At 66.2% G+C, this 13,581-nt stretch carries 13 protein-coding genes; 10 read left to right on the top strand and 3 right to left on the bottom strand.

The features are described from left to right. Positions 1 to 20: 20 nt before the first annotated feature. Complete coding sequence (locus HAP40_RS23655; protein ID WP_166815457.1) at positions 21 to 1,034, bottom strand: zinc-binding alcohol dehydrogenase family protein; 1,014 nt, start codon at positions 1,032 to 1,034, stop codon at positions 21 to 23. Between the two features lie 122 nt (positions 1,035 to 1,156). On the opposite strand from HAP40_RS23655, the gene HAP40_RS23650 reads away from it, so the two are divergent. Further along, the gene (locus HAP40_RS23650; protein ID WP_166815458.1) at positions 1,157 to 1,531 is read left to right on the top strand and encodes a winged helix-turn-helix transcriptional regulator; all 375 of its coding nucleotides are present in this window, start codon (positions 1,157 to 1,159) and stop codon (positions 1,529 to 1,531) included. Between the two features lie 173 nt (positions 1,532 to 1,704). Here HAP40_RS23650 and HAP40_RS23645 read toward each other — a convergent pair whose 3' ends face one another. Further along, positions 1,705 to 3,318 (bottom strand): OprO/OprP family phosphate-selective porin, encoded by a 1,614-nt coding sequence (locus HAP40_RS23645; RefSeq protein ID WP_166815459.1) that lies wholly within the window; start codon positions 3,316 to 3,318, stop codon positions 1,705 to 1,707. Between the two features lie 312 nt (positions 3,319 to 3,630). Here HAP40_RS23645 and HAP40_RS23640 point away from each other — a divergent pair, with 312 nt between their 5' ends. From HAP40_RS23640 to HAP40_RS23600, 9 genes are all read left to right on the top strand, one after another. Then, a complete protein-coding gene (locus tag HAP40_RS23640; protein ID WP_166815460.1) occupies positions 3,631 to 5,037 on the top strand; it encodes a DegQ family serine endoprotease in 1,407 nt (468 codons plus the stop codon). Next, positions 5,034 to 6,371: a replication-associated recombination protein A gene (locus tag HAP40_RS23635; RefSeq protein WP_166815461.1), complete on the top strand. Its 1,338-nt coding sequence runs from the start codon at positions 5,034 to 5,036 to the stop codon at positions 6,369 to 6,371. Before HAP40_RS23640 ends, HAP40_RS23635 begins: the two co-directional genes overlap by 4 nt. Before the next feature lie 52 nt (positions 6,372 to 6,423). Then, complete coding sequence (locus HAP40_RS23630) at positions 6,424 to 7,638, top strand: RluA family pseudouridine synthase (protein ID WP_166815462.1); 1,215 nt, start codon at positions 6,424 to 6,426, stop codon at positions 7,636 to 7,638. A 39-nt stretch (positions 7,639 to 7,677) separates the two neighbouring features. Further along, entirely contained in the window at positions 7,678 to 7,977 is a 300-nt protein-coding gene (locus HAP40_RS23625; protein WP_166815463.1) for a hypothetical protein, read from the top strand. 75 nt (positions 7,978 to 8,052) lie between these two features. After that, positions 8,053 to 8,847 (top strand): ATP12 family chaperone protein, encoded by a 795-nt coding sequence (locus HAP40_RS23620; RefSeq protein WP_166815464.1) that lies wholly within the window; start codon positions 8,053 to 8,055, stop codon positions 8,845 to 8,847. Between the two features lie 57 nt (positions 8,848 to 8,904). Continuing rightward, positions 8,905 to 10,518, top strand: a complete 1,614-nt coding sequence (locus tag HAP40_RS23615) for a flagellar hook-length control protein FliK (protein WP_166815465.1) — start codon at positions 8,905 to 8,907, stop codon at positions 10,516 to 10,518. After that, complete coding sequence (locus HAP40_RS23610) at positions 10,515 to 10,778, top strand: EscU/YscU/HrcU family type III secretion system export apparatus switch protein (RefSeq protein ID WP_166815466.1); 264 nt, start codon at positions 10,515 to 10,517, stop codon at positions 10,776 to 10,778. Before HAP40_RS23615 ends, HAP40_RS23610 begins: the two co-directional genes overlap by 4 nt. Before the next feature lie 144 nt (positions 10,779 to 10,922). Continuing rightward, complete coding sequence (blaOXA, locus tag HAP40_RS23605; RefSeq protein WP_166815467.1) at positions 10,923 to 11,741, top strand: class D beta-lactamase; 819 nt, start codon at positions 10,923 to 10,925, stop codon at positions 11,739 to 11,741. A gap of 63 nt (positions 11,742 to 11,804) precedes the next feature. Beyond that, positions 11,805 to 12,461 (top strand): carboxymuconolactone decarboxylase family protein, encoded by a 657-nt coding sequence (locus HAP40_RS23600; protein ID WP_166815468.1) that lies wholly within the window; start codon positions 11,805 to 11,807, stop codon positions 12,459 to 12,461. A gap of 98 nt (positions 12,462 to 12,559) precedes the next feature. Here the strand turns inward: HAP40_RS23600 and HAP40_RS23595 are convergent, their stop codons facing one another. Further along, entirely contained in the window at positions 12,560 to 13,564 is a 1,005-nt protein-coding gene (locus HAP40_RS23595) for a dienelactone hydrolase family protein (protein ID WP_166815469.1), read from the bottom strand. Between the last annotated feature and the right edge of the window lie 17 nt (positions 13,565 to 13,581).

Genomic DNA, 13,581 nt, shown 5'->3' with positions numbered 1-13,581 from the left:
TTGCCCACCCTACGAAGCCTTTACCATCCCTCCAGCACGATCTTGCCGCGAGACTTGCCGCTCTCGAGCAGCGCATGCGCGCGCTTGAGGTTGGCCGCATTGATTGTCCCAAAAGTCTGATCGAGCGTGGTGCGCAGCACGCCCTTGTCGATGAGGTCGGCGACGTCGTTGAGCAGATGATGCTGCGCGATCATGTCGGGCGTCTGGAACGAGGACCGCGTGAACATCGATTCCCAGTGCACCGAGATCGCCTTGCCCTTGAACGTGCTCATGGTGAACTCCGGAGGATCGTCGATCAGGCCGTACCGGCCCTGCGGCGCCATGAACTCGGCGATCGATTTGTAGTGCTGGTCTGTGAAGGTGAGGCTCGCCACCAGCGCGACCGGCGGCAGCTTCAATGTCTCGATCTGCTCCTTCATGGGCTTGCCGTGGTCGATCACCGCATGCGCGCCGAGATCGAGGCACCATTTTTGCGACTCCGGCCGTGTCGCGGTGGCGAGGACGGTCAGCCCGGTGAGACGACGCGCGAGCTGGATCAGGATCGAACCGACGCCACCGGCACCACCCGTGATGAGCAGCGTGCGTGGATCGACGCTCTTGCCAGGCACTGCGCCGAGACGGTCGAACAGCAATTCCCAGGCCGTGATCGAGGTGAGGGGAAGCGCGGCGGCTTGCGCGAACGACAGGGTTCTCGGCTTGTTGCCGACGATGCGCTCGTCGACCAGATGGTATTCCGAGTTGGTGCCCTGGCGCAGGATAGAACCTGCGTAGAACACTTCATCCCCCGGCTTGAACAGCGTCACGTCGGGGCCGACGGCGTCGACCACGCCGGCCGCGTCATAGCCGAGGATCTTCGTCTCGCCCTCGGGCGGGGCGGCGCGCTTGCGCACCTTGTAATCGACGGGATTGGCCGAGATCGCCTTCACGGCGACGCGGATGTCGCGTCCCTTCGGCTCTGGTGTTGCGGTCTCGAAATCGATCAGTGAATTCGCGTCCTCGATCGGAAGCGATTTCTTGTAGCCGACGGCCTTCATGGCGTGTCTCCATCAGATGGCTTTGTTCGCCCGCCGTCCTAACTGTCGCTCTAGCCCCGATTTGGCAAGTACTGTAATTTCGGGGATATAGTCCCTGTTTGGATACTATTGGGAAAACAGGCATGAAACGGCGAGATTTTACCCGGCGCCCGGGCTGCTCGGTCGAGGCGACGCTGGATCTGATCGACGGCAAGTGGAAGGGCGTGATCCTCTACCACCTGCAGAGCGGCACCCAGCGCTTCGGCGAATTGCGCCGCCGGATGCCCGGCATCACCCAACGCATGCTGACAAAGCAGCTTCGCGCGCTGGAGGAGGACAAGCTCGTCATCCGCAAGGTCTATGCCGAGGTGCCGCCGCGGGTGGAATATTGCCTCTCCGAGCTCGGCGAGAGCCTCAAGCCGGTGATTGATATCCTGAAGGCCTGGGGCGAGAGCCATCAGCAGCGGCTGTCCTCTGCGCCGCCGCCGGTGGTCGCAAAGAAGAAGCGCGCGGCGTGATTTGGAGAGAAGCAGCGCCGCATTTTCGGGTGTCGTCCTGCGGACGCAGGGACCCATAACCCCAGGGAGAGGTGTGGTGCGAGCTAGCAACTCCTAGTCATCGCAACCACGTCCGCCTGTGGTGATGGGTCCCGGGTTCGCGCTGTCGCGCGCCCCGGGACGACGAACCAGCGTCAGAACGCAAACTGCGTGCGCATCGCGACGGCGTCGAACTTCGAGCCGACGTTGGCGGTCGAGATCGGCGAGGCCTGCCGTGACACCGTTCCGTGCAAATAGTCGAGCATGAAGCGGACATTGCCGTTGACGTACCAGTTGAGCGCCAGCGTGTAGACCGTCTGTCGTCCGCCGGCGACGCCGTTGGCGGTTGCGAGCTGGTCGTTGAGGTCGATCGTCGAGAACCGCCCCGCGATTTCCCACGCGCCCCAGCCGCCGCCGTCGAGCGAGAACGGATGCGCTGGCTTGACGCCGCTATAGGCCGCGTTTGCCGCATTGTAGGATCGGCCTTCGCCCGTCAACACATAGCCGGCCTGCGCGTAGCCGCCCTGGAATTTCAGGCTCGGCGCGCCGACCAGCGGCACGCTGGTGTTGGCCGTGCGATCGACATTGTACCAGAAGTACTCGCCCTGGACGATCAACGGGCCGTAGGTCGCCGCCGCCTCGACGCTGTAGACCTGCGCGCCCGAGACATTGGCGATGGCGCCGGTGGAGATCAGCGTGGTCGGGTCGAGACGCAGTTCCGGACGATCGCTGAGCGTGACCGTCTGGGTATTGGCGATCAGATTGCGCGGCGGCTGGATCAGCCATTGCGCATTGGCGCCGATATGCACCGTGTAGTCCTTGGTGCTGATCGGATTGCCGGCCACGCGTGCCACGGCGCCATATTGTTCGCTGGTGCCCGGAGGCGCTGCGCTCGAGGCGGAGTGGATCGCACCGCTCGATGGTCCCGTGACATAGCCGCCGATCCAGAGCTGGTCGTTGAACCAGCGCGCACCGGCTGCGGAGCGGAAGTCGCCGGCGGCGATGTTGGTCGCGACCACGCCGGGGGAGGCGCGCTCCATGAACAGGATATCGTTGGAGCTTGTGGCCTCGTCCAGGGTGTAGGGCAGGTCCATGATGCCTGCTTCGACTGCCATCCGCCCGCCGAACGGCTTCAGGCCGGTATAGCTGATATAGGCGTTCTCGACGCCGGAGACGCCGCCACCCGGAAGCGATCCCGGTGCGGCGCCGCCAAATCCGTCGGACGAGCCGCCGAAATCGTAGACCAGCGCGAAGTTCCAGTCGTGGAAGAACTTGCCGGTGACGCCGATTCGCGCGCGGCGGACGTTCTGGCCGCTGTCGAGCTTCTGCGGCACCGTCGCCGCGGTGTTGGGACGATAGTCGTAGCCGCCGACATCCCAATGCAGGCGGCTGGTGATCGCGACGCAGTTGGCCTGGTCTGCGGTGCAGATGGTCGGCCGGTTGTTCGGCATCGTCACGACGACGCCGGAGGCCGGCGCCGGTCCCTTGACGGGGATCGCCGCATTGGCGTTGGCAACCACCGCCTTTGCCTCCGAGCGCGCCTCGGCCTTGGCCTCAGCCTTTGCTTCGGCCTTGGCTTTCGCCGTGGCCGCCGTATTCGCCGCGGTCTGGCTCTGGAGCTTGTCGAGCTTCTGTTCGAGCAGCTTCAGCTGCTGCTTCAGCAGCGCGATCTCCTGCTCGCTGCTGCTTGCCGATTGGGCCTGGGCCTGCGAGGCCGCCAGCGCACCGGCGAGACCAATCGCCGTGGCTGCAAGTCTTGTTCTGCTCACGTCATGACTCCATCGTTTGACGAACTTCCCCAAGTCGCCCGCGGAGCCTAGGTGTGATCGATGACTGCCCCGCGACGCTGCGGCCCGGTTGCGCGGTTCCCACTGATGCCAATTCGCCGCAACCGAATCCGCTTCCCACCACAATGCTGGATGACGCGCATCATGCCAATCGGTCGTCATGGCAATTTGCCATTTCGCACGCTGGCCTTGCATGTCGGACACACCTGAAAGAGGTCGAATAAGGCGTCCTGGCGGCCTTCTATTGGCGGGCGAACGCGCCTATATTCCGGCGTCTTTTCCAAGAGGGTAGGAATGTTTCGATCGATCCGTGCTGCCGTCATCACGGCCCTGTGCATAGTGTCTTCAGGACACTTCAGCCCGTCCGTCGCGCAGGACCGCCGCGTCCCGGCGTCGGCGGCCGAGCTGCGGCTGTCCTATGCGCCGATCGTGCAGCGGGTGCAGCCGGCGGTCGTCAACGTCTATGCCGCCAAGGTGGTGCAGAACCGCAATCCGCTGCTGGACGACCCGATCTTCCGCCGCTTCTTCGGCGTGCCGGGCCAGCAGCCGGAGCAGATGCAGCGCTCGCTCGGCTCCGGCGTCATCGTCGATGCCTCCGGCCTCGTCGTCACCAACGTGCATGTCATCGAGGGCGCGGACCAGGTGAAGGTGTCGCTGTCGGATAAGCGCGAGTTCGAAGCCGAGATCCTGCTGAAGGATTCCCGCACCGATCTCGCCGTGCTCCGCCTGAAGGACACCAAGGAGAAATTCCCGACCCTCGATTTCACCAACTCCGACGAACTCTTGGTCGGCGACGTCGTGCTCGCGATCGGCAATCCCTTCGGCGTCGGCCAGACCGTGACCCACGGCATCATCTCGGCGCTCGCGCGCACGCAGGTCGGCATCACCGACTACCAGTTCTTCATTCAGACCGACGCGGCGATCAATCCCGGCAATTCCGGCGGCGCCCTGGTCGACATGGCCGGCAGGCTCGCCGGCATCAACACCGCGATCTATTCGCGCTCCGGCGGCTCGCAAGGCATCGGCTTTGCGATTCCCGCCAATATGGTGCGCGTCGTCGTTGCCTCCGCCAAGAGCGGCGGCAAGGCCGTGAAGCGGCCGTGGCTCGGAGCGAAATTGCAGGCGGTGACGCCCGAGATCGCCGAGAGCCTCGGCCTGCGATCGCCGACCGGTGCGCTGGTCGCAAGCGTGGTGTCGAACGGCCCGGCGGCGAAGGCCGGCCTGAAATCCTCCGACCTCATCACCGGAATCGACGGCCAGACCGTCGACGATCCCAACGCCTTCGACTACCGCTTCGCGACGCGGCCGCTCGGCGGCACCGCGCAGATCGACGTGCAGCGCGCCGGCAAGCCGGTCAAGCTGACGGTGGTGCTGGAGACCGCGCCCGACACCGGCCGCAACGAGCTCGTCGTCACTGCGCGCTCGCCGTTCCAGGGTGCGAAGGTCTCGACCATCACGCCGGCGGTCGCCGACGAGCTGCGTCTGGACGCCGACACCGAAGGCGTCGTGATCACCGATGTCGGCGGCGATAGCGCGGCCGCGAATGTCGGCTTCCAGAAGGGCGACATCATCCTCGCCGTCAACAACCAGAAGATCGGCAAGACCGGCGACCTCGAGAAGGCCGCAGGCGAACGGCCGCGGATCTGGCGCATCACGCTGGTGCGCGGCGGCCAGCAGATCAACGTCACGCTGGGCGGATGAGCCCGAAGCGACCACAGGAGACGCCGACACTCTTCGCCGCGGCGGGGCTCGACCACGAGGCCCCACATCCGCTGCCGGACCGGCTGCGCCCGCGCGCGCTGTCGGAAGTGGTCGGTCAGGATCACATCCTCGGCCCGGACGGTGCGCTGACGCGCATGCTGGAAACGCGCACGCTGGGGTCGCTGGTATTCTGGGGCCCGCCGGGCACCGGCAAGACCACGGCGGCACGGTTGCTGGCGGATGCGACCGATCTGCATTTCGAGCAGATCTCCGCGGTGTTCTCCGGCGTCGCCGACCTGAAGAAGGCCTTCGATGCCGCGCGCGCCCGCCGCGAGATGGGCAAGGGCACGCTGCTCTTCGTCGACGAGGTGCATCGCTTCAACCGCGCCCAGCAGGATTCGTTTCTGCCCGTGATGGAGGACGGCACCGTCGTCATGGTTGGCGCCACCACCGAGAACCCGTCCTTCGAGCTCAACGCGGCGCTCCTGTCCCGCGCGCGCGTGCTGGTGTTTCGCTCGCTCGATGCCGCCGCGATCGAGAAGCTGTTCGTGCATGCAGAAGCCGTCGAGGGCAAGAAGCTGCCGCTCGACGCGGAAGCGCGCGCGGTGCTGGTGCGCATGGCCGACGGCGACGGCCGCGCCTCGCTGACGCTCGCCGAAGAGGTTTGGCGTTCTGCGCGGGCGGACGAGATCTTCAATGCCGCGCAGTTGCAGGAGATCCTGCAGCGCCGCGCGCCGATCTACGACAAATCCGCCGACGGCCATTACAATCTGATCTCGGCGCTGCATAAATCGGTGCGTGGCTCCGATCCGGATGCTGCGCTGTATTATCTCGCGCGCATGCTGGACGCCGGCGAGGATCCGCTGTTCCTGGCGCGCCGCGTCGTGCGCATGGCGGTCGAGGACATCGGGCTTGCCGATCCGCAGGCGCTCGTCATCGCCAATGCCGCCAAGGATGCCTTCGACTTCCTCGGCCATCCCGAGGGCGAGCTCGCCATCGCCCAAGCCGTGGTCTATCTCGCCACCGCGCCGAAATCGAACGCGGTCTACACCGCCTTCGGTACCGCGATGCAGGTGGCAAAACAGGCCGGCTCCTTGCTGCCGCCAAAACACATCCTCAATTCCCCGACCAAGCTGATGAAGTCGGAAGGCTACGGCTCCGGCTACGCATACGACCACGATGCGCCGGACGCCTTCTCCGGCCAGGACTACTTCCCGGAAGCGCTGGGCCGCCAGACCTTCTACGACCCGCCGGAGAGGGGGTTCGAGCGCGAGATCCGGAAGCGATTGGAGTATTGGGCCAAGCTGCGGAAGGAGCGGGGCGGGGCGGGCTAGAAGCGGCCATTTCGCCGTGACGGCAGCCGGCTTTTAGGATACGCAGGCAGCCATGAGCCGCCGCATCAAAAGAACCGATCCAAAGCCCCGTTCGCGCGACGAGCGCAAGGAGGCGCGCCCGTTCAAGGCCCGTAGCGCCAAGAAATCTGGACCGCGGCCCGGCGGCAAGCCGGGTGGGAAGCCACCGCGCTTGGCGGGCGAGCACGCCGAGCGGCGCGCGCCCAGGGCTGAGCGGGAAGGGGCCGCGCTCGAAAAGCCCGTCGAGGCACTGCTGCCGACCAAGGTGCAGACCGTCACGGTGACGGCCGACGAGAACAACATGCGGGTCGATCGCTTCCTCGAAGCGCGCTTTCCCGGTCTGTCGTTCTCCCACATCCAGCGCGTCGTGCGCAAAGGCGAGCTGCGTGTCGACGGCAAGCGCGTCGACAGCAAGGACCGGCTGGAAGAGGGGCAAAGCGTCCGCATTCCGCCGCTCAAGCTCGATGCGCCAAAGGTCGTCGGCGAGTTGTCGGAGGCCGCGCAGAAGACGCTCAAGGCGCTCAAGGAGATGACGATTTGGGAGGACGACGACGTCCTCGTCCTGAACAAGCCCGCCGGCCTTGCCGTGCAGGGCGGCTCGGGCATGACGCGTCACGTCGACCAGATGCTGGAGGTGATGCGCGATTCCAAGGGCCAGAAGCCGCGCCTCGTGCACCGCATCGACCGGGAAACGTCCGGCTGCCTCCTGATCGCGAAGACGCGCTTTGCCGCCTCGCATCTGACGGGCGCGTTCCGTTCGCGGTCGGCGCGCAAGGTCTATTGGGCATTGGTGCCGGGCCTGCCGAAGCCCAAGCAAGGCCGCATCTCGACCTTCCTTGCGAAGGAGGAGAGCGAGGACGACACCATCATGCGCATCGCCCAGCACGGTGACGAGGGCGCCAGCCACGCCGTGACCTACTACGCGGTGGTCGAGACCGCCGGCAACAAGCTGACCTGGGTGTCGCTGAAGCCGGTGACGGGACGCACCCACCAGTTGCGCGCCCACATGGCCCATATCGGCCATCCCATCATCGGCGATCCCAAATATTTCAACATCGAGAATTGGGCACTGCCGGGCGGCCTGCAGAACCGGTTGCATCTCCTGGCGCGCCGGATCGTCATCCCGCATCCGCGTGGCGGCGTGATCGACGCCACCGCGCCGCTGCCGCCGCACATGCAGCAATCGTGGAACCTGCTCGGTCTCGATGCGGCCAGATTCGATCCGATCGAGAACGCGCCGGAGGAATAGCCGGTTGAATGGGGGCGGCGGACGCACGACATATCCTCCATGACGCGGCTCTCGGTCTGTCTTGTGTTGTTCTCCACTCTGTTCGTGGGGCAGGCCACCCACGCGCAATATGTGCTGCCGGACGCCTCGCGGCTGGCTCCACCGCTGCCTGCGCCGCCACCGCCGCCGAAGATCGAGGTACCCAAGATTCCGCAATTCGACGCGCCGCCGCGCTACAACTACCAACCGCTCCCGCGCAATTCGTTCAGCGATCGCGTCTCGAAGTGCCTCGACGATGCCGCAGCCGCAGGACTGGGCCCGGCGGATCGCGGAACTTATGCGCGCAGTTGCGCGAATTAGCAGCACTCATCGCCGTCCTGGCGAAGCCATGACGATACAGGTAATTTGACTGACGACAGGGATCGAGAAGCCGATATGCGCGAACTATTCGAAGAAGCCGCGGGGCAGCCTCCGCCGGATCCCCGGGAATCGGCGCGCGCGTCCGCGCGCACACCGCTGCGCAAGCGCTTCTACAAGGAGGCCCGCGTCGCTGATGCCGAGGGCGGCTTCGCGATCACCCTCGACGGCAGGCCGATCCGCACGCCCTCTGGACGCCAGGTGGTGATCCCCGCGCGCGCGCTCGCCGATACGGTCGCCGCCGAATGGGCAGCGCAAGGCGAGACGATCGATCCCCTGACCATGCCCCTGACGCGGATCGCCAACAGCGTCGTCGAGGGCGTGATCGACCGCGTCGAGCTCGTCAGCGACGACCTCGCGAAATATTTCGAGACCGACCTCCTGTTCTATCGCGCCGGTCACCCCGAAGGGCTGGTTGCACGCGAGGCCGCGCATTGGGACCCCGTGCTGTTCTGGGCCGCGGAGACGCTGGGCGCGCATTTCATCCTGTCCGAGGGTGTCATGCATGTGAAGCAGCCGGTCGAGGCGGTCAGGACCGCACGCGCCGCGCTGCCCGGGGATGCCTGGTCGGTGGCGGCGCTCCATATGGTCACAACCCTGACCGGCTCGGCGCTGCTCGCGCTGGCCCTCGCCCATGGCGTGCGGGACGCCGGCCAGGTCTGGGCCGCGGCCCATGTCGACGAGGACTGGAACATCGACCAATGGGGCGTGGACGAGGAGGCAGCGAGCCGTCGTGCCAACCGCGCGCGGGATTTCGAGGCCGCCGTGACGGTTCTGGCGGCAGTAAAGCCGCCCGCGGCCAAAGGTCCTTAACGAGAGGTTTACGACGGCGGCCCTAGGGTGGAGCCAGCATTCCCTGGGCCCTCCAAGATGCCGACGCCGATCAATTCGATCCTTCCGGTCAATGCCGCCAGCCCTGTCGCTGATGCGACGACGCCCGATCTTGCGTTGCAGGCCGGCAGCGTCGTGGATGCAAAAGTCGTCAGCGTGCTCGCCGACAATCTGGTGCGGATCGCGATCGCCAACCTCGCGATGGACGTGATGTCGGAGGTGGCGCTCACGCCGGGGCAAAATCTCCAGCTCGCGGTGTCGAAGAACGACGGCACCATCCGGCTCGCGGTTATGGGCGGGGCAGGCGAGGCAACTCCCGATCAGGTTACGTTGACGGCCCGCGCGGCCTCGCTGGTGGAGAGCCCGTCGCTGGCGCCGTCGGCGAGCGTCGCGCGCAATGCGTTGACGCAATCGGAGCAGGTTGCCGTCACAAGGGCCTCCGCCGAGGCCGTGACCAGGCAGGGCAGCCAGGCGCCGCTGTTTGCCAATCTCGCCGCGGTCGTCACCGGCGGCGATCTGCCGGCCGGATTGAAGCAGGCCGTGCTCGACGTGCTGGCGCAGCAGACGCCGCTCAACGCCGGGCTCGATGGCGGCGATATCGAGACTGCCTTCCAGAAATCCGGCCTGTTCCTCGAGGCTTCGCTGGCCGCCGGCACGACGCCGTCGTCCCCGGGCACCACGCCAGATTTGAAAGCGGCGCTGCTGGTCCTGCGGCAGACCCTGGCTACGCTCGAGACCGCCGCGCCCCGGGCGCAAGGCGCTGCGCTTCCGGCCAGCGCCCCGGGGACAGCCGCACCGGCTCCGCCAACAGGCGGGGCCGTGCCGGCCGCTGGTCCGTCAACAGAAGCTGAGATCGCGCAACCGCAGCAAATGCCGCGTAGCGCCACCCAGGCGGCCGCCGTCGTGGCAGATGCCGCCGCCGGAGCTTCGCAGGCCGCATTGCCGCGGACCATGACCGCGGGCCTTGCCGCCAGCCTCTTGCAGGAGATGACACAAAACCTGCCGCGCATGCTGGGCAACGTGCCCGGGTCCAACAAGGCCGTGCCTGATGGTCACGTCTTCGAGGCGGCCAGCCAGGCGAGCACGCCGCCGCCGTTCCGCGGTGCATTGCCGGCGTCGCAGGCCATCGCCTCGCCATCGCTCGCGCCGGATACGCCACTTGCAGCCACGGTGCACCGCCTGCTCGACGACACCGATGCCGCGATTGCGCGGCAGACCCTGCTCCAGGTCGCCTCGCTTCCCGATCGCACGGATGCCTCCGGCCACCGCATCGACCCGGCGGTGTCGCAATGGAATTTCGAGATTCCCTTCGCGACCCCGCAGGGCACCGCGATGGCGCAGTTCGAGATCTCGCGCGACGGCGGCAACGAGGCTGCCGATCCCGCCACGCGGGCCTGGCGCGCGCGCTTCTCGCTCAATGTCGAGCCGGCCGGCCCCGTGCATGCCTTGATCACGCTGAACGGTGACAAGACCTTCGTGCGGATGTGGGCGGAGCGGCCGGCGACCGCGCAGCAGCTTCGCGCCGGAATCGGCGAGCTCAATCAGGCTCTGACGAGGGCCGAGCTCAAGCCCGGTGACATCATCGTGCGCGACGGCACGCCGCCGCAGCCGGCACCGGCCCGCGCCGGCCACTTCCTGGATCGCGCCACATGAGCGACCCATCCAAGCTCGCGATCGCCCTCCACTACGAGAAGGGCTCCGGCGCCCCGGTCGTCGTCGCCAAGGGCAAGGGCACGATCGGCGAAAAGATCGTCGAGATCGCCAAGGCCAACGACATCCCGATCGAGAAGAACGAGCTTTTGGCCGGCGCCCTCTCCAAGGTCGAGCTCGGAGAGGAGATTCCGCCCGACCTCTACAAGGCTGTTGCCGAAGTGCTGGTGTTCGTGCTGCGGCTGTCGGGCCGGGGGCGGTAGAGCATGATCCGGACCCGAGCGGCCGCGTTAGCGCAAAGCGCGCCGCGGTCTCCCGAAGAGTTCATGCCCAAGACAGCCTGTCATCGTTTCACCACGTAGCGGCGGCATGGTCGCGTCGCTTTCACTGTTCAACGGACATCACGCTTGCTCACCCGCCGTTCCACCCTCGGTCTTCTCGCCGCAGCTGCGATCGTGCCGTCACGCGCGCTCGCTCACGTCGCGCCGCCGCGCAACGAGATTCGCGACAGCCTTGCCAAGCGCTTCACCGACCTCGGCACGTCAGGCACCTTCGTCGGCTACAAGGTCGAGGACTATCTGATCGTCGCCTCCGACAAGGAGCGCTCGGGCGAGGGGAAGCTGCCGGCCTCGACCTTCAAGATCCCGAACTCGCTGATCGCGCTGGAGACCGGCGTGGTCACCGATCCCGACAAGGACGTGTTTCCGTGGGACGGCGTGAAGCGCCCGATCGAGGCCTGGAACAAGGATCACACGCTGCGCAGCGCGATCGCGGTCAGCGCGGTGCCGGTCTATCAGGAGATCGCGCGCCGCATCGGCCAGGAGCGGATGCAAAAATTTGTCGACGAGTTCGACTACGGCAACCGCGACATCGGCGGCGGCATCGACCAGTTCTGGCTCACCGGGAATTTGCGCATCGATCCGATCGAGCAGATCGACTTCGTCGACCGGCTGCGTCGCCGCGCGCTGCCGATCTCCAAGCGCAGCCAGGATCTCGTCTGCGACATCCTGCCCGTGACCAAGGTCGGCGAGAGCGTCATCCGCGCCAAGTCGGGCCTGCTGGGCGCCGAGCGCGGCGAGCCGTCGCTCGGCTGGATGGTGGGCTGGGCGGAGAAGGGCGAGGCGCACACCGTGTTCGCGCTCAACATGGATTGCAAGGAGTCGCGCCTCGTCAGCGAGCGCATGCCGTTGACGCAGGCCTGCCTTGCCGAGATCGGCGCGATCTAGCGCTATCGCGCCGGTGCCGCTGCACTAGCATCCTCCCGCCAAAGAAGAATCGGGAGGATAGCAATGAACTCAACGCCGCTCTGGCTGTCGTCGCTTACGCTTGCCGCCGCGGGCGGCTGGCTCGCCGCCACGATGTTCGCCGGGTCCGCCACCAGCAAGGAGCCGCGCTTTCCGCAGCTCACCATGGATCAGCTCGACGCCAAGCAGAAGCCGCTCGGCGAGCAGATCATGAAGGTGTCGAGCGTCGGCATCGGCGGGCCCTACAATCCGATGATCCGCAGCCCCGTGCTCGGCCAGCGCCTGTTCGACCTGTTCCATTATCTGCGCTGGGAGACGTCGGTCCCGGTCAAGCTCAACGAGTTCGCGATCCTGATCATCGGGCGACAGTGGCGTTCGCAAGTGGAATGGTTTGCGCATGCGCCGCTGGCGGCCAAGGCGGGCCTGTCAGCCGACATCATCGCGGAGCTGAAGGCCAACAAGCGGCCGTCGAAGATGGCCGAGGACGAGGCCGTCGTCTACGACTTCGTCACCGAGCTCACCACGGCCAAGAAGGTCACCGACGAGACCTATGCGCGGGCGAAAAAGGTCTTCAACGACCAGCAGATCGTCGACCTCACCGCAGTCGCCGGCAATTACGTGATGGTCGCCATGTTGCTCGCGATGGCGGAGGAGACGGTGCCGCCGGACAAGCAGGAGCCGTTCAAGCCGGGCGAGCCGTAAGGCTCGTCATTGCGAGGAGCTCTTGCGACGAAGCAATCCAGAATCTTTCCTCTGGATTGCTTCGCTGCGCTCGCAATGACGGAGTATGCCGCGCCAGCCTATCCCGGCTTGAACAGCGCCTGCAAAAACTCCTCGACGGCCTTGCGCGCTTCAGCGGCCGTCTTCGGATTGCCGCCGACATGCGGGTTGAGCTCGACGCAGCTGTCCTTGTACGAGAACGGCGCTTTGGTATCGCCGTTCATCAGCACGCCGCCGTCGCCTTCCTTGATGCTGCAGTTGCGCACCGTTTGCGCATTGGCAGAGACGGCGACCGTGTTGGCGCCGAGCAGGCCGCTGTCGAATCCGTGCGCGCTGTCGGGGTATTCGGTCAGCACCACGTCGCGCCCGGCAGTCTTGAGCCGATCGACGAAGGCCTTGCAGCTCTTCACCGGATTGTAGTCGTCGGGCGTGCCGTGGAAGATGCGGATCGGGCGCGCGGTGACCTCGCTATCGCCAACGTAGGTCGTCGAGCAGTCCGGATAGAAGGGAATGTAAGCCGCGAACTGGATGCCGGACCTGTTCCAGAGCTTGTTAAAGCGGTCGAGGCTCGCATAGAGCGTCGCCTGTCCGCCGCGCGAAAAGCCCATCAGCACGATGCGGTCGGGGTCGACGCGGGGATGCTTCGCCAGGATTTCAAGCGAGCGGTAGATGTCGACGATCAGATTGAGCCGGCCGAGCAGGGCCTGGTTCGGCCCCACCACTGTTAGCCCGCGGCCGGTGAAGCCGTCGATCACGAAAGTCGAGATGCCCATGGCATTGAACGCGTGGACCCAGGCTTCGGTGGTGGCGCCGACGCCGCTGGAGCCGTGCATCAACACCACCACGGGAAGCTTGCCGGTGCCCTGGGCCACGCGGAGTTCGCCCGCCACTGTCACCGGCTTGCCGGCCGCCGCATCGCCGCTGAGGAATTGCTGATCGGAGAGGGTGAGCGAAGGGATCGGATAGATCTCGGCGCGCGTGGCGACTTCCTTGGGGAGGGATTGCGCGTTGGCCTCGATGCCGGGGAGCAGTGACGAAGCGCACAGCGCAACAACCGTCGCGGCGACGCGGACTATCGTCGGCATTGGATCCTCCATTTGAT

It is taken from the genome of Bradyrhizobium sp. 1(2017), assembly GCF_011602485.2.
GTDB lineage: Bacteria > Pseudomonadota > Alphaproteobacteria > Rhizobiales > Xanthobacteraceae > Bradyrhizobium.
Note: the sequence above shows the minus strand (reverse complement) of the source record. Positions and strands in the feature narration are given on the sequence as shown.